Source organism: Kitasatospora sp. NPDC056783 (genome assembly GCF_042789895.1).
GTDB lineage: Bacteria > Actinomycetota > Actinomycetes > Streptomycetales > Streptomycetaceae > Kitasatospora.
Map to the genome: position 1 here is coordinate 10,539 of NZ_JBHUAF010000040.1, position 24,617 is coordinate 35,155.

The 24,617-nt window shown below is 68.9% G+C and carries 15 protein-coding genes and 1 pseudogene; 8 read left to right on the plus strand and 8 right to left on the minus strand.

Going from position 1 to position 24,617, the window contains the following annotated elements; all coding sequences use genetic code 11:
* Positions 1-312 precede the first annotated feature (312 nt).
* The 5 genes from drmB to ACFRMQ_RS09265 form a co-directional block, all read right to left on the minus strand.
* The gene (drmB, locus tag ACFRMQ_RS09245) at positions 313-2,121 is read right to left on the minus strand and encodes a DrmB family protein (RefSeq protein ID WP_380728595.1); all 1,809 of its coding nucleotides are present in this window, start codon (positions 2,119-2,121) and stop codon (positions 313-315) included.
* Complete coding sequence (locus ACFRMQ_RS09250) at positions 2,102-5,293, minus strand: helicase-related protein (protein WP_380728597.1); 3,192 nt, start codon at positions 5,291-5,293, stop codon at positions 2,102-2,104. The genes drmB and ACFRMQ_RS09250 overlap by 20 nt, the downstream gene beginning before the upstream one ends.
* Positions 5,290-6,810, minus strand: a complete 1,521-nt coding sequence (locus ACFRMQ_RS09255) for an NERD domain-containing protein (RefSeq protein ID WP_380728599.1) — start codon at positions 6,808-6,810, stop codon at positions 5,290-5,292. The genes ACFRMQ_RS09250 and ACFRMQ_RS09255 overlap by 4 nt, the downstream gene beginning before the upstream one ends.
* Positions 6,807-11,516, minus strand: coding sequence for a sacsin N-terminal ATP-binding-like domain-containing protein (locus tag ACFRMQ_RS09260; RefSeq protein WP_380728601.1), 4,710 nt, complete (start codon positions 11,514-11,516; stop codon positions 6,807-6,809). Before ACFRMQ_RS09260 ends, ACFRMQ_RS09255 begins: the two co-directional genes overlap by 4 nt.
* Positions 11,517-11,868: 352 nt before the next feature.
* Positions 11,869-12,648 carry a very short patch repair endonuclease gene (locus tag ACFRMQ_RS09265; RefSeq protein WP_380728603.1) on the minus strand — a complete coding sequence of 260 codons (780 nt, stop codon included), beginning with the start codon at positions 12,646-12,648 and terminating at the stop codon, positions 11,869-11,871.
* 184 nt (positions 12,649-12,832) lie between these two features.
* On the opposite strand from ACFRMQ_RS09265, the gene ACFRMQ_RS09270 reads away from it, so the two are divergent.
* The 7 genes from ACFRMQ_RS09270 (at position 12,833) to ACFRMQ_RS09300 (ending at position 22,466) form a co-directional block, all read left to right on the plus strand.
* Positions 12,833-14,092: a DNA cytosine methyltransferase gene (locus ACFRMQ_RS09270; protein WP_380728605.1), complete on the plus strand. Its 1,260-nt coding sequence runs from the start codon at positions 12,833-12,835 to the stop codon at positions 14,090-14,092.
* A 134-nt stretch (positions 14,093-14,226) separates the two neighbouring features.
* The gene (locus ACFRMQ_RS09275) at positions 14,227-16,815 is read left to right on the plus strand and encodes a Z1 domain-containing protein (RefSeq protein ID WP_380728607.1); all 2,589 of its coding nucleotides are present in this window, start codon (positions 14,227-14,229) and stop codon (positions 16,813-16,815) included.
* Positions 16,812-17,825: a PD-(D/E)XK motif protein gene (locus tag ACFRMQ_RS09280; RefSeq protein WP_380728609.1), complete on the plus strand. Its 1,014-nt coding sequence runs from the start codon at positions 16,812-16,814 to the stop codon at positions 17,823-17,825. The genes ACFRMQ_RS09275 and ACFRMQ_RS09280 overlap by 4 nt, the downstream gene beginning before the upstream one ends.
* Positions 17,822-19,708: a hypothetical protein gene (locus ACFRMQ_RS09285; protein ID WP_380728611.1), complete on the plus strand. Its 1,887-nt coding sequence runs from the start codon at positions 17,822-17,824 to the stop codon at positions 19,706-19,708. Before ACFRMQ_RS09280 ends, ACFRMQ_RS09285 begins: the two co-directional genes overlap by 4 nt.
* 41 nt (positions 19,709-19,749) lie before the next feature.
* On the plus strand, positions 19,750-20,607 hold the full coding sequence (locus ACFRMQ_RS09290; protein ID WP_380728613.1) for a hypothetical protein: 858 nt from the start codon (positions 19,750-19,752) through the stop codon (positions 20,605-20,607).
* Positions 20,604-21,377 (plus strand): DUF6339 family protein, encoded by a 774-nt coding sequence (locus ACFRMQ_RS09295; RefSeq protein WP_380728615.1) that lies wholly within the window; start codon positions 20,604-20,606, stop codon positions 21,375-21,377. Before ACFRMQ_RS09290 ends, ACFRMQ_RS09295 begins: the two co-directional genes overlap by 4 nt.
* A 948-nt stretch (positions 21,378-22,325) precedes the next feature.
* Entirely contained in the window at positions 22,326-22,466 is a 141-nt protein-coding gene (locus ACFRMQ_RS09300) for a hypothetical protein (RefSeq protein ID WP_380728617.1), read from the plus strand.
* Between the two features lie 92 nt (positions 22,467-22,558).
* Here ACFRMQ_RS09300 and ACFRMQ_RS09305 read toward each other — a convergent pair whose 3' ends face one another.
* From ACFRMQ_RS09305 to ACFRMQ_RS09315, 3 genes and pseudogenes are all read right to left on the minus strand, one after another.
* Entirely contained in the window at positions 22,559-22,756 is a 198-nt protein-coding gene (locus tag ACFRMQ_RS09305) for a hypothetical protein (RefSeq protein WP_380728627.1), read from the minus strand.
* Positions 22,753-23,319, minus strand: coding sequence for a tyrosine recombinase XerC (gene xerC, locus ACFRMQ_RS09310; RefSeq protein WP_380728619.1), 567 nt, complete (start codon positions 23,317-23,319; stop codon positions 22,753-22,755). The genes ACFRMQ_RS09305 and xerC overlap by 4 nt, the downstream gene beginning before the upstream one ends.
* A 103-nt stretch (positions 23,320-23,422) precedes the next feature.
* Positions 23,423-23,776: pseudogene (locus ACFRMQ_RS09315) on the minus strand (Arm DNA-binding domain-containing protein); the annotation flags it as partial.
* Positions 23,777-24,470: 694 nt separating this feature from the next.
* On the opposite strand from ACFRMQ_RS09315, the gene ACFRMQ_RS09320 reads away from it, so the two are divergent.
* On the plus strand, positions 24,471-24,617 hold a 147-nt coding region (locus ACFRMQ_RS09320; protein ID WP_380728625.1), incomplete at its 3' end, for a transposase.

The window sequence follows — 24,617 nt, forward strand, 5'->3', positions numbered from 1 at the left end:
CAACGAGCACCAACTCGGAGAATTGCCGACAGCTTCATGACCAGGGGTTGCACCAAGATCCCTGCTACACCACTCCACGGACGCCGTACTGCTCTGTCTGTTGCCTGCTTTGGGATGCTTGAACTCCATTCGCCAGCACCCGAGCGTCGCAGAGCAGGAGCATAGAGGCGGCAGTCGGTTGCGCAGGTGCCCTTGCCAGGGAGACCGGGCAAGGACACCTGCGCAACCGCGCGCTTGCAGAGGCTGCCGCCGAGTGCCCCGGTGCCCGGGAAGATCTGATGTACGCGGGGGCACTCGTTCGAGACCGTCGCGCTACACGGTCGCCCCGCGTCGAGCCTCGTCGAGGACGGTTTCGAGGAGGCCGGGCACGTCCCGGCCGCCGAGAACGAGTTGGCGGTCCAGCAGGCGGTTGCCCGTCTCGCACGAGGTCTCGCTGACGAGCGCGCAGCCGTGGCACGCCGACAGGTTCAAGGAGGAGGAGCCCTGGTGGTCGCTCTCGATGCACACAGGGTCGTTCGAGCAGACGTCCGCGTCGTTGAGGGCGGCCAGCAGCAACGGGAGGAGCTTGTCGGGCGCGCCGAGGCGGACGAGTCCGCCGAGCGTTCCCTGGGCGTCGCCGGCGGCGGTGTAGATCAGTATCCCGGCGGTGTGGTCCGGACGGTCGGAATTGGCGTAGACCCTTTCCTGGAGTGCCGCCGACGCGTAGCCGCTGGCGAACGCGAGCCGGCGGATGAGCAGGTGGGCGATCGTGTGCAGGGCGATGAAGCGGGGCTCGGGGGTGTCGAGCCGATGGGCCCACTGACTCGACGCGCGTCGGTCCACCAGGATCTCGGCCCGGTCGCGAACCTTCGGCAGGTCCTCCCATCGCGAGAGCCGCTCCTCGTCGAAACGGAGGAAGATCCCTTCGCCGAAGACCTCGACGGCCGGGTAGACCGGCATGCGGCGCCGGTCGGGGCCGAGGTCGGCGGGGATGAGGTCGGCCTCGGCGTCATGGCGTCGGAAGCCCCTGAGGGCCCGTACCTCGCGGACGCGTCGGACCTGACCGACGCCGACGAGCCGGCTCGTCAGCGAGGAGGGCCACTTCGGGTCGGCGGGTACCTTCCAGCCGTCGACGACGAAGTCGCCCGCGCCGTCGTCCCTTCCGGCTTCGAGTTTCCCGAGGAACGCGGCCCACTCGCCGTCCTTCAGGTCGAGGAGGGGGGTGTCCGCGGAGTCGTCGTCCCCGGCCGCGAGGCGTAGGACCTCCTCCGCCGTCGCCCCGACCTCGTCCGCGATCCATCCGGCCACCATCTCCGCCTGCGGACCGCCGTTGTCGGCGACGACCTTGTCGAAGTAGAGGTGGCCTCGGATGCGTTCCGCGACCTGGGCGGACTGCGGACGTTCCTCGGGGATGTCCAGGGCCGAGAGGCGTTCGGCGATGTAGTTGCCGGTGGCGCCGCGCTGGACGGCGACGAGCCGGTGGTCGCAGGCGTCCCCGGGCTTCGGCTCCTCCCACGGCTGGGTGCCGTCGCAACGGATGTAGTCGCGGTGCATGGAGTCCTCGCCGGTCAGATCGGAGAGCGGGCGGGAACGCTTGCACGCGGTGCAGTGGACGCGGAGCGCGGCCAGGCCTTCACCGTGCCGCATCGAGCGGGCGAACTTCAGCTCCGTGTACGCGCGGCAGTGTCGTACGACCTCGGTGACGCCGCCGTCGGAGCCGCGGTGCGCCCACTTGAACCAGGGGATGTCCTGGATGTGGCTGCCCTTGCGGCACACGGCGACGTAGCGCATCGGCACGAGCGCGCCGCCGCAGTCGCACTTGTTGATCCAGCGGCCGTTCTTCCGGCCGGTGACCTTGGAGAGTCGCGTGCACTGCTCGCAGAACCGCCAGGCGGGGAAGCGCCAGTAGAGCAGATGGTCGGTGTCCTTGGCCGCCCGCCCGGCGTGAGCGGGCGCCTGGCGCAGCACGCCGGCGCCCAGCCGCGCCAGCAGCCGGTCGCAGCTGATCTCCGGGGCCCGCCTGCGGTCCCACCACGAGGTGTCGGGGGCGATCAGCGACTCCCCGAGCACGTCCACCACGGCTCCCACTCCGAAGGGCGTGATCGTCTCCGAGAGACGCAGGTCATGCAGGATTCGTTCCACGGTCGGCTCCTTCCGACGGCTCGCGTACCTGTACGGCGACGTTCGGTTCGACGGACCGCATCGAGTCGCCGACGAGCCATCCCTCCCTGTTCTGGTCGAATCGCTTCAGCAGCGCCCGGTCCTCGGACTTCTTGTACTCGTACAGCAGCGGGGCGTGGTCGTCGCGGGCGCGATTCGCGCGGTGGTCCCACTCGTTCAGCAGCCGCCACACCTGCGCCTCGGTCTCCTCGGCTTCGACGTCCTCCGAGCGGCTCACCAGGGCGACGAACGCCGAGACGATTCGTTCGACCGCCTCACGCATCCGGTCGTCGTCCAGGTCGAGGCGGTCCGCGGCGTCGTTCGCGGCGAGGGACGGCAGCGAGTGCCGCAGCAGCGCCACGAGGGCGCCCGCCAACGACCGGTCGCGGGACGCCGTTGACCAGGGGGTGACGCTCGTCGGTTCGACGTTGCGGTAGAGCGCCTCGTGGAAACCGCGGAAGGACTCGAAGTGCGAACGGTCCCGTGCCCGGTTGGATCGGAACAGCGTCGTGACGATGCCGTTGTTCTCCCCGCGGCCGACCCGGCTGGTGGCCTGGATGTACTCCGAGGTCGTCTTCGGCTGGCCGACCATCAGCATCAGGGCCAGGCGGGGGATGTCGATGCCGACGGAGAGCATGTTGGAGGACAGGACGACGTCGACGGCGTCGTCGCCGCCGTCGACACTGCGGCCGAGTTCGCGCAGGTCGTTGGGCAGTTCCTCCGGGCCCCGCCTGCTGGTGAGCTCCAGCACCCGCTCGGCCCTGACCCGGCGCAGCGGCAGGGCCAACCGGTCCGAGCGCGGTTCGAGACGCCCGTTGACGTCGTCGACCACCAGTGTCCCGGTGCGCCCGAGCTCGCGGAGGCTGTTGTGGTACATCACGGTCGTCCAGTACGAGTCGCGCGTCCCTTCCGAGTCGGGGGTCCGGGCGAGCACCTCCGGGATCTCGATGAGCGGCGCCGCCGCGGAGATGACCGCGGAGACCTGGGACAGGGACTGCGGCATCAGGCCGACGTAGAGACGGCCCACGCCGCTCTCGACGGGGCGGGAGAAGAAGGTGCGGTCGCCGTCGAGTCCCGCTGGCGGATACAGGGCGACCTCGCGCCCGTACAGTCCTCGGACCTGCTCGGCGGCGGCGCGGATCGTGGCCGTCGAGGCGATGATCTTGGGTGGGGTGCGGCCCCGGCTCAGGAGTAGCTGGATCACGGCGTCGAAGACGGCGACCGTCGTGCCGAGCGGGCCCGAGAGCAGATGGAGCTCGTCCTGGATGATCATCGACGGCTGCAGGTACGGCCTACCGAGGCCGAGGAGGGCGCCCGCCGCGGTGTTGAACTGCAGGCGGGCGAACTTGTCGACGGTCGCCAGCAGGATCGTCGGCGGGTCCTCGTAGAGGACCTCGTCGACCACGGCCACCGGGAGCCCCCGGTTGAACCGACAGGCGCCGTCCGTGCAGTGGACGAGGACGTCGTTGCCGACGAGTCGGAAGCCGTATCGGCCCCGGTCCATGCTCCTGGATTCGGGCACGAGCGGGACCCCGCACCAGGGACACCCCTCGATCTGGAACTTGTTCGCCTCCTCGGGCTTCGCAGCCTTGTGGAGGCGGTCGAGGGCGCCCTTGGCGTCGGCCCTCGACCGGGGGGTGACCTCGTTGCCGACCCAGAGTCCGATGGAGAACCGGGCCATCCCCGCCGCACGCGGGTCGTCGTGCCGCAGCAGCTCCATCGCGCAGACGAGCGAGGCCGCGCGCTGGAACTGCTGGGCCGTCAGGAGACGGAACGTGTAGCGGGTGATGACCGCCGTGCCGGCGCCCTTGGCCCCGTGGACGAGCCGGCGGCGGAAGATCTCGACCGCCGCGAGACCGAGAAAGGCCTCCGTCTTGCCGCCACCGGTGGGGAACCAGATCAGATCGACGAGCTCCCGGTCGTCGTGCGTCTCGTCGACGGTCGAGGCCAGCGCCACCAGCAGGAAACCGAGTTGGAAGGGACGCCACCGGGGCTCCTCCACGTTCTCCGCGGTCCCCTCGCGTCTGATCGAACCCTGGCGCATCTGCAGCCTCATCGCGGCCATGCCCAGGGCGAACGCGGTCCTCAGTTTCTCCTGCCCCGGGTCTCGCAGAAGATCGACGCCGTCCGCCATCCGGTCCGCGGCGGCGCGTGCCCGGTCGGTGATCGCCCGTGCGACTGGGGCGTCCGCGCCGAAGGACTCGACGCGCCCCTGCTGCTCCGAGACCCAGTCGGAGAAGGACCGGACGAACGCGTCGAGCATCGGTACGACCTCCTCCGGCTGGGTGTCGATCCGTGACAGGTTCTCCAGCAGCAGCGCCCGGGCGGCCTCCGAGGCGACGTCGAACCCGACCGTTTCCACGGCGGGCACCACGAACGACGGCACTGGGGTCAGGAGGACGCTCGTGCACACGCCGTCCTCGACCTTCCAGTCGGCCGCCATGCCGTGTCCCACCGCGTAGACCTTCTTGTCGCGGTAACGAAGGCGCAGTTCCGCCGACTCGTCGTCCACGTCGAAGGACCGTGCGACGTCGTACTCCAGGATCCGGCCGCCAGGAGCCGGCCTGGCCTGGAGCTCGACCTGGAAGAGCATCCGGGCGATGTCCTTCCGGTCGTTGTCCTGCGACTGCGACCGTACGCGTGCGTGGACCGTCACCAGATGGGCGTCTCCGTAGGGACGCCACCTCGAGCCGATCTCGAACTCGACGTCGCCCGCCCGGAGTGCGTGCGGGGCGAGCTTCTGGGCGAGCTCCAGACCCTCGCGGGAGAACGGGCGGCGCCGCCAGCGGGGCGGACCGTCGTCCGCGACCGGCTCGTACGTGCCTGCGAACAAGTTGCAGAGCACCGTGGGCTGGTCCGTGACGAAGGAGATCGCGACGGACGACGGGCGCCAGTCCTCGGCGAGGGGCACGGATGCGCCTCCCTCCTCCACCTCTCCCCGGGGTACGTCCGTCTCGACGTCGTCGTCCGCGATCCCGGCCGTAGACTCCGCTTCGGCGACGGGAGGACGGGGCGGCGCCGGTGGGAACAGCATCCCGACGGCGTACTGCCGGTCCGGCAGGTTAAATACCACCTCGTCGTCGCCGCCGTCCGGTCCGACGTAGGCCGCTCGAAGGTGTTTCAGGGCGTTCCTCTGCGCCGCGGTCATGGTCATGCGGTCTCCGACCGGTGTCGGACGAGCTGCTGGAGGCGCCGCCTGTCGTCCTTGGACGCGACGACGTGCAAGGAGACCCGGGCGCGGGTCACCGCGACGTAGAGCGCCGCCGTCCCGGCGTCGTCGAAGGCGGTGGGCAGACCGCAAACGACGATGTGTTCCGCCTCCAGGCCCTTGGCGTACCGCGGGCTCGTCACGACGAATCCGTCGCCCGTCCTGGCCGGAGCGGCACCGGACGCGACGTCGACGATCCAGACGTCGTCCTTGCGGACTCCGTCGGCGACCAGCTTCCGGGCGACGGCCGCGGCCTCGTCGACGTCGGCGTCCCCGTCGGGTGCGTGCCACTGGACCTTCTCACCGTGCACGATGCCCGGGTCCCCGACGTCGGCGGCCAGATACTCCTGGACCATGTGCACCATCGCTCGGGTGTTGCGTACGTTGAGGCTGAGGTCGAACAGGGAGGCCTCGGGCCTCACGAGTTCGAGGACGTCCTCGTCGTAGTTCCCGTCGACGTGCGCCTGGTTGTTCATGTCGAGGAACATGCGCCATCGGCCCGCGGCGCGTCCGCCCGCGACGACCCGGTCGAGCGTGTCCATCGCCTCGGCGGTCATCAGGTCCTGCGCCTCGTCGACGAACACGGCGTCGTAGGTCTTGTCGGACCCGAGTCGGTGGAACGGGACGACGTCGATGTCGAGGTCGACCACGTGGGGGGCGAAGAATCGCAGGAGTTCGGGGGAGTGGAAGGTGATCAGGACGAAGCGTCCCTGGTCCGCCTCCTGCTTGGCCGCCTCCGCGAGGACGAGTGACTTGCCCGTGCCGGCGCCGCCGAACACCATGATCCGCGGGTTGCGCGCCATCGAGGCGAGGACCCGGGCCTGGTCGGCGGTGGCCTGGTTCTGCTCCTCGATGACCGCGCCGCGTTGGGCGTCGACGACGGGCATGCGCGTGAACTCCCCGAACAGGCGTGTGCGCAGTTCCTCCGGCCGGGCGAGCCTCCGGTTCCCCGGAGGCGCAGCCGACGCCCTTGCGATCGCGTCGAGGGCGGCCGTCAGCCCCGCGACGGTCATGTCGTCCTTTGCCAGCCAGTGGGTCGGGGGCCATTCGATCGCGTGCGGGGGCGTGGGGATGTCGGGCGTGACGACAACGGCCTCGTGCGCGAACCAGCCGGCGCCCTCCTCCTGGAGGACCTCCCTCAGCGCGTACATGGCCGACTCGGCCTGCTTCATCGGAGGGTCGGACAACTTGTGCCAGTCGCCACGTCGGTCGACGCTGTACCACTTCCCGTCGTGCTTGCCGACCCCGCCCCCCTTCACCTCGACGACGATCACGACCTTCTTCCACAGGATGACGAAGTCCGCCTCCGCCCGCTGCTTGTAGGCGTGCGAGCGCAACCGCACCGAGTGGAAGGCGACGGCCTCGGGGTCGCCCTCCACGTCCCGCAGCAGACGGGCGAGCCGGAGCTCGGCGTTGCTCGCGGCGTTGCGCTCGATGTCCTTTAGACCGGGGACCAGGATCACGCGCGCTGCTCCTGCCAGAGGTCCTCGTACTCGCGGTACCCGAGGAACGAGTTGACGTCTCCTCCGAAGTTGTCGGCCATGTCCACGATCAGGCACATCTCCTTTCCACCGTTCTTCGGGCCGCGCAGGCCGCGGCCGGCCATCTGGATGTAGGCGTTGGGGCTGAAGGTCGGACGGGCGATGTAGAGGGCCCGCACGCCCGGTGCGTCGAAGCCCTGGATCAACAGGTCGCAGTTGGCCAGGACACGGATCTTCCGGGCCTTGAACCGTTCGATGATGTCGCGGCGCTCCTGCCGGCCGGTCTGCCCGCTCACCGAGGCCGCCTCCATGCCGCGGTATCGCAGCGTCGCGGCGAGTACCTGGGCCGACAGGACGTTCGGGGTGAACACGAGCACCGGCCAGTCCGGATCGCGGCTGATGATGTCCTCGACCAGGGTCTTCATGCGGACGTGGTTCTGGCCGATGCGGTCCAGGACGGCCGGGCTGATGCGTCGCAGTCGTGTGGCCTCGTCACGCTCCTCGTCCTTGAGGACGACCTTGATGCCGTCGAGTACCTCGTGCTCGACCCGTGCCAGCACTCCGCGCGCGACGAGTTCCTCGTAGACGTTCCCCTCGAACGCCTTGAGCTTGTGCTTGCCGAACCGGCTGGCGAGAGCGGCGGTCCCCGTCGCGGACCTGCCCTTGAAGGGCGTCGCGGAGAGTCCCACCAAAGGCCGTTCCCAGCCGCGGCCGGCCACGCCGAGCCAGTTCAGGATCCGGGTGTAGCGCTCGGACCCGCCCGCACGGTGCCCCTCGTCGACGATGACCGCCGAGGCCCTGCTCAACCACTCGTACTCGGCCGCGCCCAGGACGACGTCGAGCTTGGCGTCCGTCGCCACCACGACGCTGAACTCGGTGTCCGGCTGGTGTACGACGTTGTTCTCCCACAGACGCCCGATCGTCAGCGGACGCTCGTCACCGAGCCCCCGCCACACCGTGCTCCAGGTCTGGACGGCCTGCTCGCAGAGCTCCGACGACTGCGCGATCCACAGCACCGGGCCGCGGAGACGGCCCTCGATGAAGAGCGTGAGCACGGTCTCCACCGTGACACGGGTCTTGCCCGCGCCGGTGGGCAGTTCCACCATCGCCTTCCGATGGCGGCCGCCCTCCTCGCGAAGCGTGAGCACGTCGGCCAGCCGACGACTGATGTCGGCCTGGAAGTCGTGGAGGTCGTTGAGCTTCACGGCGCCCGGGACGACGAACTCGGCGGGCTGGTGGTCGGTCCGACGGCCGGCGTACTCGGCCGGGAACCCCATCCTCCGCAGCCAGGAGACGGTCAAGGCGCCGCCGGCCCACGTCGCCGGAACGTCGGGGAAGCCCATCTCCTGGAACCGGGAGATGAGCAGTCTGATCGAGTCCGCGCCGTAGACCTTGAGGAAGAGGTCGGCGACGGAGGTGTCGTCGTCGACCAGATCCTGCGCCTCGAGCGCCTGCCAAAGGCCCTTGGGCAAGGCGTCGCGCAGGTCGTCGGGGCCGAGGTAGACGTCGAGCCGCTCCTCGTCGCTCGCGGCGGCCAGGGCCTCCTGGCGGAGCAGTTCGAGTTTGTCGCCGACGCCGGTCTTGCGGACGTCCTCGAGCTCGGCGTTCGTCAGACGCAGCTCGAAGGCGTCGTTGACGATGTGCAGGAGGCGTCGGTCGTCCACGTCGCCGCGGGCGACCAGATCATGACCGCCGAGGTGCCACTCGAGCGAGTCGTCCTCGACGCCGTCGTCCCTGGTCACCCGCTTGACCACCTGGACGGCCTTGGTGATCGTGGCGTCGGCCAGGCGGTCGGCCACGAGTGTGCCGCGGAGCCCGGTGAAGACGTCGAGCACCCGCTCGCTCTCCTGGACGCCCTCGACGATCATCGAGAAGGCGAAGCTGTCCTCGAACCGGCCGCAACCCGCCAGCGCGACGAGTTCGTCGGCTTGCTCCTCCGTCACCCTCAGGCGGGGGCGCTGACGTGTGGAGAGGTACTCCTCCTGCTCGTCCGTGGTGGCGAGATACACCGACGACGGGGAACGTCGCTCGATCACGCGCCCCACCCTGGCGGGGATTCCGGGAGGTCGGGTGCCGGGAAAGGCGACGCGGCACGCCGTGCGGACGAAGTCCACGAGCACGCCGTCCCGGGTGTTGGGATCGAACAGCGGTGCGTCGAGCGCCTCCCTGAACACCTGGGCGGGCACCGCGTCGAGCTCGTCCGGCAGTTCCAGGACCTCGGCCACCCGCTGGGAGCCCTTGAACAGCGGAAGCAGGCTCGCGTACCGCACGAGGGACGGAGCCACCACGTCGGCGGGCGCGTGGAACCCCCGGTTCGACTGCAACAGCCCGCCCTGCTCGACCGCCCAACGGACCGGTGACCGGACGGCGTGCACCGCGCCCGTGTCGAGGTCTTCGCAGGTCCAGTCCGGGTCGCCCGCCTGAAGCAGCCCGGTCGTCCAACTCGCGCGCAGGGGCTTCGACGCGTCCGCGTCGCGCAGGAGCAACAGGACGGAGAACGGACCCGGACCCTCGCCGCGGAGGAAGTCGATGTCGTGGATCGGACGTTCGCCTGGGCCCCGCCGGGCGTTGAGCGTCTCCAGGACCCATTCCCGGTACTGCCCGAGGCACGGCTCGTCCTCGAGCGCGTAGTCCTTCACGGGGGCGCGGACGACCCCGAGCCGGTGGGCGACCTCCGGCAGGCAGCGCTTGCGGTCCAAGGACCTCCCCGTGTGGTCCTCGCCCAACGGCTCGTCGAGGTCGAGGACTTGGTGAGGCCAGGCCCAACCACCGTCGAGGGTGGGCACCTTGACCGTGGCCGGGTGGCCGGCCATCGCCTTGAGCGAGACGGCGCCGGGGACGTCGAGGACGGCGGTCCAGAGCTTGACCAACTCGTCGTCGCCCGACTCGGTCGACAGGGCGGCGAGGCGCGCGTTGAGGATCGCGAGCGGGTCCAGGTCCCGGAAACCGGTCCCTCGGAGGCCCGCCTCCACTCCCGGCTGTGCCAGGAAGCCGGCGGAGACGAACACCGCCCCCTCGATCTCGACTCCTTCCTCCTGGTGCAGGAAAACGGTGTTCCGATCGCCGATCGCGTGCATGCCGTCGGTGGTCGGGATCACCTTGGCCAGCTCGATGTCGGGCAGGCTCCGGTGCCCGAGCGTGAACTTGAACGCGCCCGCCGCGGATGCGTCGTCCGTTCCCTCGGCCCACTCACGCAACCACGAGCGAAGCCCGCGCTTGCGCAACTCCGTCAGCGCCCGCTTCATGTCCCGGTCGTGATCGAGGAAGCTGCGGGGCTGCGACGCCACGAAAATCTGCCGAAGACGGGTGAACCGTTGCCGGGACGCGTAACAACGCCAGTGCGGGACGTCGTCGCCGGTGTTCGGGGATTGGATCCAGGCCTGATGGTCGGTCTGGTCGACGTCGACGGCGAAGTCCAGCGGAGTGAGTTCGGAGGCGCTTCGGAAGATGCCCGTCGCGTCGGGGACGAGTGCGCGGGAGGCAGAGATCCCCGGCACGTGCATGCATAGGTACTCGTCGCCGAAGGAGAGCTGTTCCCTTCCTCGCGCCGGCATGTAGTCGAAGTGGGCCGCCTGATCGTCGGGTGTGGCCACCTGCGGCAGCACGTCGACGAACATCTCCGCCAGCGTTCCGAGGATCTCCCGGTTGTAGTCGTTCCTGAGCAGCGTCGTCCGGTCGTCGTTCACGCTCCACGGGGCGTTGAAGAGCGCCGACGCCGAGGTCTGGTCCTGGAGCGGGAAGTAGGACCAGAACCGCCCGATGCGCTGCCTCGCGTGACGCCTCGGAACGGCTACGGTGACCTTGACCTGATTGCGGGAGACGGCCTCCCCGACCTGCCGGCGGGCCTCCGGGGAGGGCGTGTGCATCCGGTTCTCGACGATCCACTCGTCGCCGTCGCCGTCCGGGTCCTCGATCCTGAAGACGCCTCCTCCCAGGTCCCGGGACGTGTGCGTCGTCTCGAACGAGTCCTGCCCGAGCACTCTGAGCCTCACCTCCCGCACGGCCCCAGCGAAGAGGAGGAACTCGGAGGAGAACTCCTCGATCTCCTCGCGGATCCTGCCGAGGCCGGATGCGTCCGAGAGCTTCACGACGGTGGAAGCCCACGACGCGAGCCCCGCGAGAACGGGGTCCTCGGCGAACGCGGCGTCCGGGTCGAGGACCGTCGCGGTGCGCAGGACCGGATACCGCTTCACGGCAGCCGTGATCTTCGCGAGCTCGCCCCGGGCCACAGGCGAGTTGAACTCGAACGACACCGAACGGCTGAACACCTGAGGGGCGCTCGAGACCGCGAGGACGGACTTGAACCCGAGACCGAAGCGCCCGATCTCGTCCCCCCGCTTGCCGCTGAGGTGCGCGTGGGTGATCGCGGTGAGTCCGTTCCTCGAGAACGGGCGACCGTCGTTGGCGCAGTAGAGGGTCCGGTTATCCGTGTCGAGGACGATTTCGACGCGGCCGGTGAACCCGCCCTCGTCCCCGCCCACGCCCGACATCGCGTCGGCGGCGTTCTGGACCAGCTCCAGGAGCGTGCGGGTCGCGTATCCCCCGACCCGGATGGACTCCTCGTGGTTCGCGTGCTCGGAGACGAGGTGCGGGTTCGCCCGGTAGGAGGCGATGGCCCTGTCGAACTGGGTCTCGACCTCCTCGACAAGGCACGAGTCCGGCGTCCAGGACAGTCGTTCCGTCGTCACAGGTGAGTACTCCTCGCGTCCGGGTCTTCCGCGCTGCGGCCAGTCGTACATCCGCTCGGAGCAGTTTGAGACTTCCTGGAGCCACGCGATGTCGGGTAGGGAAACCTTCTGTGGGTGGGGGCGCCCGCGCCGCCCGCCGGGTGATCCGCGAAGGCGCGCGTCGGCAGTCCGACGACGGCGCCGTCGGCCGCGGTTCGGGCTGTGTGCCGATCCTTCAGTCCGTCCCCCGCATGTCACCGCTTGCCGGCAGGACGTGCACGTCCCCCGCACATCCTCACGGGACAGGACTCTAGACCAACGGACCTGACGGGACGACGGATCCGGGATCAGAGGCCGAACCGAGATCTTCCGATCAGTGAGGGCCCGACCCGTGGGCACGGTGGACCTGTTCGATCACCAGGCGGGCCGCCTCCTCGGCGGGGACGTGTTCCCAGACGCGGATGACCGTCCACCCGTGGTCCTGCAGCAGTTGTACCGTCTCGGCGTCGCGGGCCCTGTTCTTCTCCAGCTTCTCGACCCAGAAGTCCCGGTTCGTCGCGGGAACGCTGCGATGTTCCGGGCAGTAGTGCCAGTAGCAGCCGTCCACGAAGACCGCGATCTTGTCCTTCGTGAAGACCACGTCAGCGGTCCGGCGCAGGGTGGGGACCGGCCGGGCGGACACCCGGTACCTGAGTCCGGCCCGATGCAGCAGCGACCGCAGGCGCAGCTCGGGCTTGGTGTCCCTGCCCGTGTTGGAGCGCATGGACGCCCGGGTCCCCGGGGAGGATGCCCACGAGTCCGGCGGGAGGGAGGCCTCGGTGAGCAGTCCGGCCTCCTGGGCCAGGTGCCAGCCCTCGCGCAGGTTGGCGGCTCGCGTGGGGTGATCCACCTCACCCAGGGACACCGTCTTCGGCCGTCCGTCGGCGTACCAGCGCAGGGCCGCCTTGACCCGCCCGGTCCGGGCGGACCTGCTCAGCACGACGCTTGCGGGCCGCAGCCGTCCCTCGCCCACGTCCACCAGACGGTGGTCGTGGCCGCTGGCGGCCCGGTCCTGTTCCTTCGAGCGCTGGGTCGTGCCCAGCCCCGGCTTCGGCCGCCATGCGCGGTCCGTCGAGCCCGGCTTCGACGACCCGCCGGGAACTGCGACAGCCACCGATGATCCCCTACCCGTCGTGCGTGCGGTACGGAGTCGACGATACGGCCGTGGGCCGACGCCGGGAGGCCCGCCCGTCGGAACGGGGCGGAATCAGGGCCGGCGCGATGCCCGCCTTGCGTAGTAGAGTTTAAATTTGTGCTGTTTGTTGTTCCTGATAGGTCCGGCCGGCTAGAGTGCCTGCATGGCCGACACCCCCTCCACGATCAGCGCATTCGACCCGCCTCACGGCGGTAAGACCCCCCGGACCGGGGACTTCCGGGTGATCGATCTCTTCGCGGGTTGTGGCGGCTTGACCAAGGGGTTCGTCGACGCCAGGCGCCATGGGAAGTCGCTGTACCGCCCCATCGCCGCGGTCGAGCTCGACAAGGCCGCCGCGGCCACCTACGAGGCGAACTTCGGCGCTCACATCCACCAGGGCGACATCGCCGAGTGGGTGAAGCGCGAGGCGGGCATCCCTAAGGCCGACGTGGTCCTCGGCGGTCCCCCGTGCCAGGGGTTCTCCAGGCTCGGTAACCAGGACCCCGACGACGAGCGCAACCAGCTGTGGCGCCACTACCTGACCGTCGTCGCCGCCGCCGAACCGAAGTTCTTCGTGATGGAGAACGTCGACGCCTTCCGGCGGTCCCCCGAGTTCGCCCTGCTCGTGAACGAGACCCGCACCGGGGGTCTCCTCGAGGACTACCTCATCCGGCACGAGCTGATCAACGCCGACGATCACGGTGTGCCGCAGCGCAGGAGGCGGACCATCCTCGTCGGGGCGCGCAAGGACCTCACCACCCCGGGCACGGGCAAGCGGCTCGACCAGCTGTCGGAGATGGAACTCGTCGCCCTCCTGATCCCCGCACCGACCGTCGGCCGGCCGCGTACCGTCTGGCAGACGATCTCGGAACTCGTCCTGAAGAAGCAGACCCCGCAGCTGCCCACGCGGGGGTCGACGGTCAACGGCGTCCCGGGTCCGTACTCCATGGAGGAACTGCACCTCCGGCGAAGCGGCATCACCCAGAAGTCGATGAAGCGCTACACCTCCATCCCGGAGGGCGGGAACCGCTTCGACATCCCGTTCGAGCTGCTGTCCGCCTGCTGGAAGAGGCACAAGAGCGGCTCCGCCGACGTCATGGGCCGGATGTTCCGGGACAAGCCCTCCGTGACGATCCGGACCGAGTTCTTCAAGCCGGAGAAGGGCCGATACCTCCACCCGTGGCTCCACCGCCCCATCACCCACCTCGAGGCGGCCCTCCTGCAGAGCTTCCCCATGGACTTCAAGTGGTGCGGCAACCGTGACCAGATCGCCCGCCAGATCGGCAACGCCGTGCCCGTCGGTCTCGCCCGGGCCATCGCGGAGCATCTCGCGCCGCTTCTGGTGGCTCAGACCGAACAGCTCCCCGCGCCCGCCCCGAAGCGGCGAGGTCGCACCAAGGAGCCAGTCCTCGTCGCCGCCTGACCGTCGGGGACGCACTCGGCCGTGATATTGGTGCGTATAGGGACGATGCTCGCGTTGCTGTACGGTCGTCACGTCGTGGGGTCTGGCCGAACAGGGGTTTCGTGCCGGACCGGGTGTGAGGCGGAAGGGGATCCGTGGACGAGTTCGACGCGCAGTACGAGCAATTCCGGAGCTTGATCAAACTGCATACGCCGGAGCAGGCCCTGGCGATGCTCAAGCTGTTCCGGGTGGACGAGGACATCGTCAAGCGCATCGGCGAGCGCCACCAGCGGGAGACCATCGAGATCCGCGACAAGCGCCAGCCCGGCTCGGTCGTGCGCAACAACCGCGAGACCTGGTACGTCGGCCCTCAGGAGGGCGACCGCTGCTGGCCCGCGTTCCACGACTTGCTGGGGCGGCAGCCGTCCTGGCACGGCGACGGCCTTCGGGACCTCGACGCCGCCTCCACCAAGGTCGTCTCCCTGCTCGACCACCCCAAGGAGAAGAAGTTCTCCACCCGCGGCCTCGTCGTGGGCTACGTGCAGTCCGGCAAGACCACCAACTTCACGGCTCTGATCGCCAAGGCCGCGGACGCCGGATACAAGTTCTTCATCGTGCTCGCCGGCATCCACAATGGTCTCCGCCGACAGACCCAACTACGGCTCGAGCGACAGCTCCTCCAGCCGGTGATCGACCAGTGGCACCCCCTGACCGGAGTCGACGGCGACTTCGAACCGCCCGCCGGCAACCCCGCCGCGTTCTTCACCGACAAGAGCGAGCAACGCGTCCTGTGCGTGGTGAAGAAGAACGTCCCCAGACTCAGGAAGCTCAAGGACTGGCTGGAGAAGGCCCCCGAGCACCTGAAGAACTGCCCGACGCTCATCATCGACGACGAGGCGGACCAGGCGAGCATCGCCTCCAAGCGCACCAACCCGCTGATCCGCGAGATCATCGACCTCTTCCCCCAAGGCGGATACGTCGGTTACACCGCCACCCCCTTCGCGAACCTCCTCATCGACCCGACGGCCAAGGACCTCTATCCACGGGACTTCATCGTCAACCTGCCCAAGCCACGCGGCCACTTTGGCACCGAGGTCCTGTTCGGGCGGGAGCCCTTGGACGGAGAGGACCCGCAGGACGTACCCGACGGCTACGACATGATCCGGACCGTGCCCGAGGAGGAGGTCGAACTCGTCCGACCAGGCCGGGACGAGATCGACGGGTTCAGCCCCGAGATCGACGGCTCGATCCGCACCGCGGTCCTCTACTTCTGGCTCGCCACGGCGGCCCGGCGCGTGCGCGGACAGGGCGTTCCCCACTCGACCATGCTCGTCCACACCAGCGTCAGCACCGTGGTCCACCAGAGCTTCGAGGAACCGCTCAAGCGCTTCAAAGCCACGATCTCGGACATGATCACGGCCGAGGAACCGGAACTCCTCGACGAACTGCGTGAACTGTGGGCCACGGAAACGGCCCGGGTCTCCGCGGCGGACCTCGGCGAACGAAAAGTGCCCTTCGAGGAGTTGCTCCCCAAGCTTCCCGGCGTCGTCGACGACTGCCGCGTCATCCTCGACAACTCCAAGAGCCTCGAACGTCTCGACTACGAGACCGGCCCGATCGTCGCCATCGCCGTCGGCGGCAACACGCTCTCCCGCGGCCTGACCCTCGAAGGCCTCGCCGTCAGCTACTTCGTCCGAGGCGCCTCCACCTACGACACCCTGCTCCAGATGGGCCGCTGGTTCGGATTCCGCGACGGCTACGCCGACCTCCCCCGCATCTGGATGACCGACGAACTGCGGGACTGGTTCCGCCACATCGCTACCGTGGAGTCCGAGATGAGGCGGGATATCGACTCCTACATGATCGAGGACAAGACCCCGCTGACCTTCGCCGTCCGCCTCCGCAACCACCCCAAGCTGCGTATCACCGCCGCGACCAAGATGCGCGACGCGGTCAAGGCCAGCGCCGCCTACGGCGGGCAGCGGGTTCAGACCCGCTACTTCCGCACCGCGGACGCGGAATGGCTCCGGACCAACCAGCGGGCCGCCGGCGAACTCGTCGAGCAGGCCCTCCGCGTCGGCGGGGCCCGTCACGACGATCGATCTGCCAAAGGCCGGCACCTGCTGCGCGACGTCCCCTACGACCTGGTCCTCGACTTCCTCGGCCGCTACCGCTTCCACGAGAAGTCGATGGACTGCGACGCGAACCTTCTCCGCCGGTACGTGGAGAGGCGACTCAAGGCACCGGACGGTGGGGCTCTGAAGCGGTGGAACGTCGCGATCATCGGCAACCCGCTTACCGGGGACCCCGACGCCGCCTACGAGTTCGCCCCGGGCGTCGCCGTGAACCGGGTCATCCGAGCGAAGTTGGCGAGCGGTCACGACGCCGCCGACATCAAGACCCTCATGAGCCGTCGGGACGCCGGCGTCGACCTCGACCTGAGCGGGTTCGAGGAGATCACCGAGAAGGCCCTCAAGCTGGCCCGTCAGGTGCAGTGCCCCGAGACCGCCTTGCTGACCCTCTACCCGATCGACCGGATCTCGCCCACCACGAAGGAACGCCGCGTACCGCTGGACGCCGCCGATCACGTCATGGGGGTCGGCCTCGTCTTTCCCCTGCCCCGCGGTGAGGACAGCGAGGTCGAGTGGTACAGCACCGACCTCTCCAACGTCGTCCACGACGACGAGTTCGACACGATGAACGAGGACGAGCTCGCCCTGCTCATGGAGGACGACGGCAGATGAGCACACCCGACCTCCGGCTCGTCCTCGGCGAACACTGGCGAGACCTCGACGCGGCCCCGGTCGCGGAGGGGCATGTCCTGAGGACGTCCTCCCTTCCGGTGACGACAGATCACGGTCCGCTCCTGGCGGCGGTCGACGCGGACCGCATGAGGCACCTGCTGATACCGCTGGCGACGCGGCAGCGACTCTCGGCGGGCGTCGCCGTCGGATCGCTCCGGATCCTCGAGCGCCCGCTCGAAGACGACGAGAGCTACGGCCGCTTCGCCGACATCACCTGCACCGACCGCGAACTCGACGACGTGTTCACCGGCCTCTGCCATGACGTGCTCGTCGCGCTGGCCGCCGACGGTGATCGGCCCTACCGCACCGCCCGCGCGGTCGTGGAACGCTGGCGCCGGCTGTTCAGCGCCGGCAGGCGCTCCCTGACGGACGAGCAGGTCGTCGGTCTCTTCGGGGAACTCCTCGTCCTGATCCGCCTGCTGGAAGGCGACCCGGGAGCCGTCCGCCACTGGGCCGGCCCCGAAGGCGAGCGACACGACTTCACCGGCGGCCGCCTGGCCGTGGAAGTGAAGAGCAGCACCACGGTCTCCGAACGGAGACTCCTCCAGGTCCACGGACTCGACCAACTCGAACCGCCGGAGGACGGTGAGCTGTTCATCGCCTGGCAACGGCTTCAGCCGGATCCGCGAGGACGCACCCTCGACGAACTCGTGACACACGCGAGGGACCTGTGCGACGACGAGGTCGCGTTCCTGTCCAAGCTCGCCCGCCTCGGCTACCAGCGGTCCGACCAGGGCCAGGCGGGTCGGCGACTCTCCCCGGTAGAGAGCCGCTGGTACCCCGTCGACGACGGGTTCCCGAAGCTCACCACGACCTCCATACCGGGCGCGGAGGTACCGGCGGGAGTCCTCGACGTCCGCTACACGGTGGACCTCGCTGGCGTCCGGACCGACCGCCTCGACGACGACGCAGTGAACGACGTCCTCGCCCGGATCGGAGAGCCGACGTGACCACGACATCTCGCTGGCTGTCCGAGTCCTATGGACCCGGGGGAGGAGGCGCGGCCGAGGGCATCCTCCGCCACCTCGACGCCACCGAACTCGACCCGCTGACCCTTCTCGTCCGCGAGTCGGCGCAGAACAGCTGGGACGCCCGGACCGGCGACGGCCCGGTCGACTACCGCGTCGAGCTCCGGTCCCTGAGCCCCACCGAAGCGCCGGTCTGGCGGGACCTGCTCCTCGAGAACGCCCCCACGACCGAACACCTCGAGCTGCGCGCCTCCCTCGCCCGACCGGTCCTCCGCGTCCTTACGGTGACGGACACCGGAACCAAGGGGCTCGGCGGCCCGACCCGCGCCGACGTCGTCGCCGACGGCGACTGCGACTTCGTCTCCTTCGTCCGCAAGACCGGCAGCTCCCAGGACCTCGACAGCCGCGGCGGCACCTACGGCTACGGCAAGGTGGTCTTCCACCTCGCCTCCAAGCCGCACACGGTCCTCGTCCACACCCGCTGCCGGGTCGGCGACCGCCTGGAGACCCGACTCATCGGCTGGGCCGTCCACGAGAGCTACAGCACCGACACCGTCGACGGCCCGAAGACCTTCACAGGCCGGCACTACTGGGGACGCGTCCAGGACGGATACGTCGAACCGCTCGTCGGAGCCGAAGCCGACGACGTCGCCCGAAAACTCGGTCTCAGGGCGTTGCCCGAAGGCGAGACCGGCACCACCGTCGCGATGATCGAACCCGTATTCGGAGATCGGGACGACGCCGAGGCGATGCGCTGGATCGTCGACGCGATCGTCTGGAACCTCTGGCCCAAGATGCTCCCCGAAGGCGGGGAAGCGCCGATGCGGTTCTCGATCACCCACGACGGAGCGGAGGTCCCCGTCCCCTGGCCCTCCGAGGTGCCGCACCTGCGCCCGTTCCTCTGGGCTCACCGCGACATGGACGTCCTCATCGAGCACAAGACGATGAAGCGCCCACTCGGGCGCTTCGGCGTACGCAAGTTCATCGCACCCCCCGGCAAGCCGCCGAAGGTCGCCCAGGAGGCCGGAATCGGCGACCGGTTGAACCACACCTGCCTCATGCGCCCCGTGGACCTGGTGGTGAAGTACCTCGAAGGCCCGCCGTTCTTCGAGGAGCACGGAGGCTACGCCGGGGTCTTCCGGGCCGACGAGGGCATGGACCGCACCTTCGCGTTGTCCGAGCCGGCCAGCCACGACAACTGGATGGTGGACCGGCTCCAAGACCTGGACGAGCGCAAGCTCGCCAAGCACGCCCTGAAGAAGATCGCGGACGAGATGAAGGCCGCCTCCGGACCCGCCGCCGTCGTCAATAACGCCGGGGACGGCGTCTCGCTGGCCGGCATGAGCAAGCTGATGGCGGGGCTGATGGCGGGCGCCCCCGGACACGGCGGCTCCGCGGTCTTCCCGACGGCCGACCCCGTGCACTCCCCGGGGCCGGCCAGCCGCCACCCGAACGGCGGCGCACCGGATCCCGGGGAAGCCGGATCGGGCGCGCCCGCCCGCCCGGCGACACACGGTCGACGCGGCGCCAGACTGCGCTACCTGGACGAGCCCTTCCACGACACCGTGGACGGTCGCGCCGTCCTCGTGCAGAGATTCGAGTTGGTCGACGCAGGAGAACAGGTCGTCCGAAGCCGACTGTCGGTGGCGCTGAACGACGCCCTGGGACGAGAGGGCGAACCGCCTCGGGGCGCGTCCGTACCGACCGTGCTCGGGTGGCGAGCGGACGGCGAAGAGCTCCACAGGTCCGACGAACTCCACACCGACGGAGGCGACGGACGCGTCTGGTCGCTGATCGTCGCACCCGCACCCGACACCGTGACTGAGATCGTCATGGCCTCGGAGCGGACGGGCGGTGACGTGTGAGCCGCCGCGCCTACCCGTACCGACGTCCGCACCCGCACACGGTGACCACCGAAGGGTGGCTTCTCAAGCAGGAGGACGGACAGGGGATCCCGCTTCCCCCCTCGGTGGTCGACTGGGACTACCAGCGCGACCTCGAGCTGGAATGCACCGTCGAGGTCGACCTCGACGCGGCCCGTGCGAGCGCGGCGCTGCCGGAGGACGCCGAACTCGCCCTCACCACCGTGTGGAACTCCTCCGGCTCCGGCCTGCGCATGCTCGCGGCCGAGGAGCGACTGACCGGCGGCGGGAGGAGATCGGTGCACCTGGCCTTCACGGTCCTGGGACGGGACAGCGGGGGAGTGCTGTCGATCGACACCCAGGTCGTCCTCGCCGGAAACCTCGACAACCCCGACCCGACCGGCCCCCGGCGCGCCGGGTCCATCCTCTGGCAACACCACGCCCAAGTCCGCCTCCAAGGCGACGCCTCGCAGTTCCCGATGGCCGTCGTAGACTTCGCCGAGGCGGGCTACCCGGAGGACGCCCCCTGGTACCTGGACATCGGACCCAATCTCGACGCCGCCACCATGGGCGCGGTCCTGCTCCTGGTCAACAGCCGCACCACCCTCGTCCTCGACGCCATGCGGAAGGCCGAGAAGGCCACCCACGCGGAACGGCTGATCCAGTCGGCACTGCGTCAGGACGTCGTACGGCTCATGATCGAGCACGCCGTCGACGACGAGGACCTCGACGACGGATCCACGTTCGAGCCGGACACCCTCGGCCACATGCTCCTCGGAGCGGTCCGCACCCACCTGCCCGACACGACGCTGGCCGCGCTCCGGCTCATGCGGCGCAGCGACCCCTCGTACTTCTCCGCCCGCGTGCAGAGCGCCGTCGGCCTCTTCGCGAAGGAAACATGATGGCCTACCTCTTCCCACGCCTGCTCGCCGGAGCGGCCAAGGACCTGAGGGCGTCGTACCTCGGGAAGTCGCCCGACGAACTCGGCGGCGACGCCGCCCAGTCGCACCTCGCCATGTTCTACACGGCGACCGGCGGCGTGCGACTCCCGCCGGAACGGCTCCTGAGGCTCCGGAGCGCCATTGTCGACGCCGCCCGAGAGAGAGGCTTCCCCGCGCCGCACAACAGGAAGCAGGCCAGCGGGTTCGACATTGCCGCGGCCGAGATCCTCCACCGGGACTCCGGGATCATCCCCGCCGAGGCCGTCGCCGGCGACCTCTGGGCCTTCCTATCCCTCGTGGTCATGCCCGACGTGGCCGCATGGCGATACGCCGACTTCCACCAGGACCGGGTCCTGGGCACGGACGTCACCCGTCACGTCTTCGGTCGTCTCTGGTGGCGCGCCCATCTCGTCCGCGACCGGGACGCCGAACCCGAGGACCTCTACACCGCTCTCTCCGTCCTGGGCGAGTCCGCCTTCGACCAGATCTACGCCCGCCGGACGTCCATCGGCGGCAGCCCCCACATCGTTCGGGGGATCCTCCGGGCCTGGCAGAGGGTCGACATCCCCCTGGAGACGGTGACCGAGCGGGACTTCCTCCGAGACCTCCTGAAGCGGATCCTGAGGCTACAGGCCTTCATATCCTTTGACTCGTTGTCCGTGGAGGACCTCGACGGAGAGTTCCGGACGCTCGTCGACGACTCGCTTCGAAGCTTTTCCGGCCGAAGGTAATCGGAGTTCGTGGACTCTAACCTCGTTGGCCGGGAGGGTGGATAGTGGCCGGGACTGTAGGGCCGGGTTCGCGAACATTCATCCGGCGGCCATGACCGAGCATCCCATCAAGCAGTCGTCCGCCAGGCGCTACGACGCCATCGGCACCGTCTTGGGGCAGCATCAAATCTGCCCCAAGCGTAGTTGGCCAGGCTGGCCACGGCGGGCTGCGGAACTAGGTACCGGAAACTACCCGATCTTTCGCGATTGTTCACCCCGGATACCGACCCTGATCGAGACCTCGGATGACTGGGGCGGCGCCAGCCAATCTGACTCAATTCTTCCATTTGCGTCGCCGAATTGGCCCCGGCCGAAACCAGCGTGGGCGAGACCGCTAACTGGCGGGTTCGCCCGATGCTGCATGGTGTGGCTTCGAGATATCTCGGAGCCACACCATGCAAGGCTCATGCCAGCTCACCCCCGCAGGGCGGCCACGGGCTACAGGGTCCGTTCGCGCTGGACGGTCCAATTCTGGCCGGTGCTGCCGTTGCAGGCTGCGAGGGCGACGCGGGTGCCGTTGGCGAGGGCGTTGTCCTTGGTGGACAGGCAAGAGCGACCGCCGTGAGGGTGATCACGATGCGCGGCTGGTGGGTAGGGCAGCTTGATCGTGTGGCATCGGTCTTCGCGCCTTCACCGCCCGAAGGACTGGTCGCGGATCGGGGGAGGCGGTTTCCCCACTGGCCGAGGGGCGTTGGGCTCGTACAATGGGGAGCACGTGCGGTGAGGCGGCGTCTAACCTCGGATCGGTCCTCGGAATGCGCCAGGGCGAGCGCCGAGAATTTTGGTGAGACCGCAGGGAATGGGTGAAGCTGGGATTATGACGGCGATTCTCTGGCTGGCCTTCGGGCGGGTCCGATTGATTCGCTCGGCGGATTATGGACTCCCTATCCGGTCTCCTACGCGCCGCTCGTGTCCCTCACGACATCCGAGATCGAGACCGACCTCTACACTCCGACTGCGGTACGGCTCGACGTACCCATCCCGACCGACCTGGCCGCGCGAGTGGAGACGGCCTCCGGAATCCCCATGCAACTGCCCCTGACCTGGTAGGCGACGGGAATCCGTTGACCTTGCGGCCCCGTGGCCCACCAGCGGAATGACGCCGATGCTACCCGGTGCACCGGTGGCGGGCCCCGCCTCGCTCACGCCGCCTGGCCGAAGCCGTGACCGGCAGCGAAGTCGGTCTGGCGGACTGCTTGGGTGTCGGCGTGGTCGAGGGCCTGGACGGCCTGCTCGGCGGAGTCCTTGAGGAGGTGGCCGTAGAGGTTGATGGTGATCGCCAGGGTGGAGTGGCGCAGGGTCTTGGAGATGATGGCCAGGGGGATGTCAGCGGCGATCATGATGCTGGCCGCTGTGTGGCGTGCAGCCCGCTCCTCGGGAGCCCGAGTTCGGCGGTGAGCTTGCGGACCTGGTCGAGGACCCACTGGGGGCGCAGCGGCAGGCCATCCGGCTTGGCGAAGACGAGGCCCTCGAGTCGGCCGTCGGGGTGGGCGTTCATCTGGATCGCGGCTTGGCGGTGGAGGGCCGTCATGACTCTGGGGAAGAGGCTGATCCATGCGCGGCTGGCTTCGGTCTTGGGCTGGCGGAGGTGGATCTCGCCGTTGTCGATGGCGGCGAGGGTCCAGCGGACGTAGAGCTTGCGGTCCATGACGTGGACGTCGAACCAGTGGAGGGCGAGGACCTCGCCGCGGCGCATGCTGGTGCCGAGCATGACCTCGAACAGGTCGGTCAGCTGGTCGGAGTTGTGCCCCGCACCGTGGCGCAGGAAGGTCGCTGCGTGCTCGGGGGTCCAGCAGGTGCGCTCGGCGGCGCGGGGCTTCGGCGGCACGGAGTGCTTGGCCGGGTTGTAGCGCAGGCGCCACGAACGTACGGCGGCGTTCAGCGCGTTGCGCAGCGTGGACACGGCCCGGTAGACGGTGACCTTGCCGCGCTGGGCCTTCAGCTGGGTGGTGACCCAGGCGTCGACGTGCTCCGGGCGCAGGTCGAGGAGCGAGGTGGCCGAAAGCGGGGATGAGGTCCCGCTCGACGTACGCCGCGTAGCCGGCGTACGTGTTCGGCGCGAGGTGCGGCTTCCCTGTGGCCAGCCACTCCCGCAGGTAGCTCGCGACGGTGGTGCGGCGGTTCTCGTAGACCCCGCGCAGCTCACCGTCCAGCACCGCTCTCATCTCCTGCAACGCCTCTGCACGGCTGGCGAACCCGCCACGCTGGCGGGTCTTTCGCTTCCCGTCCACGCAGTACGTCCACGACCCGTGACCCGTCTCCTCCAACAACCGCACACACCACGGACCCAACTGCCTCCCGTGCCCGTCCGAACAACCACACCGCCGGTACACCCGACCACGCTGCGCACGCTGTCCCATGAGCTTCCCCTTCTCTCGGACTGGGTGGTGACTCTGGGGCAAGAGTGGCTGCTGTGTCGGGTGTGGCGACAGAGCGTGCGAGGCGGTGCGCGAAGTACTCAGGACCAGACGGCGAAGACACGCTCGAGGCGACACACCGTCCGGAAGATCACTATCCGCATCCGATGGGTAGTCGACCCTGATCCGACCGGACCGCTTCGTCTGCCAGGGGCAATACACGACGGGCTGCGGCGGTCGGCAGAAGGGTCCCGTTGAAGGGTCGACAGATTGCTGTCACTCGCGGTGACGAAGGCGGGTCCGGGGGCCTGGGGACCATTTGGGGACCGCGCCTGGTGGGCGCTCATGAGCGCCCGTGGGCGCTTACGGACATCTATGTACGAACTTGAACGCGGCTGGGCATCGGCCGGGTTTGGGCTCTGTCGACCGTGGATCTTCATCGAGAGTCTCAACTTCCCGTGTTTTCAGCTTAGTTGAGCAACAAAAAGCTGAGACCTCAAGGCATCGGCTGCCGACAATAGTTGAACCCCTTGACTGGGGGTCAAGGGGTCGCAGGTTCAAATCCTGTCGTCCCGACCAGCGTTTTCGCAGGTCGGAGGCCGTTTTCGCAGTGATGCGAAAACGGCCTTACTGGTCGTTTCAAAATGAGTTGAGCTGCGCTCTTGTGCTCAACGATCTTGGTTGGCAGGGTGTCCGGGTGCGTGTTGATCTTGTGCCGGATGACCTGTGGGAGCGAGTGGCTCCGCTGCTGCCGCCCGCTCCCGAACGACGCCATCGCCATCCCGGGCGGCTGCGCGTCCCCGACCGGGCGGCCCTGGCCGGCATCATCTATGTGCTGCGGACC

Excerpts from the sequence above, each read along its gene's own strand:
- ACFRMQ_RS09305 (WP_380728627.1), bottom strand. The coding sequence starts at position 22,756 with ATGATCGCCGCTGACATCCCCCTGGCCATCATCTCCAAGACCCTGCGC.
- ACFRMQ_RS09250 (WP_380728597.1), bottom strand. The coding sequence starts at position 5,293 with ATGACCATGACCGCGGCGCAGAGGAACGCCCTGAAACACCTTCGAGCG.
- ACFRMQ_RS09280 (WP_380728609.1), top strand. The coding sequence starts at position 16,812 with ATGAGCACACCCGACCTCCGGCTCGTCCTCGGCGAACACTGGCGAGAC.
- ACFRMQ_RS09270 (WP_380728605.1), top strand. The coding sequence starts at position 12,833 with ATGGCCGACACCCCCTCCACGATCAGCGCATTCGACCCGCCTCACGGC.
- ACFRMQ_RS09295 (WP_380728615.1), top strand. The coding sequence starts at position 20,604 with ATGATGGCCTACCTCTTCCCACGCCTGCTCGCCGGAGCGGCCAAGGAC.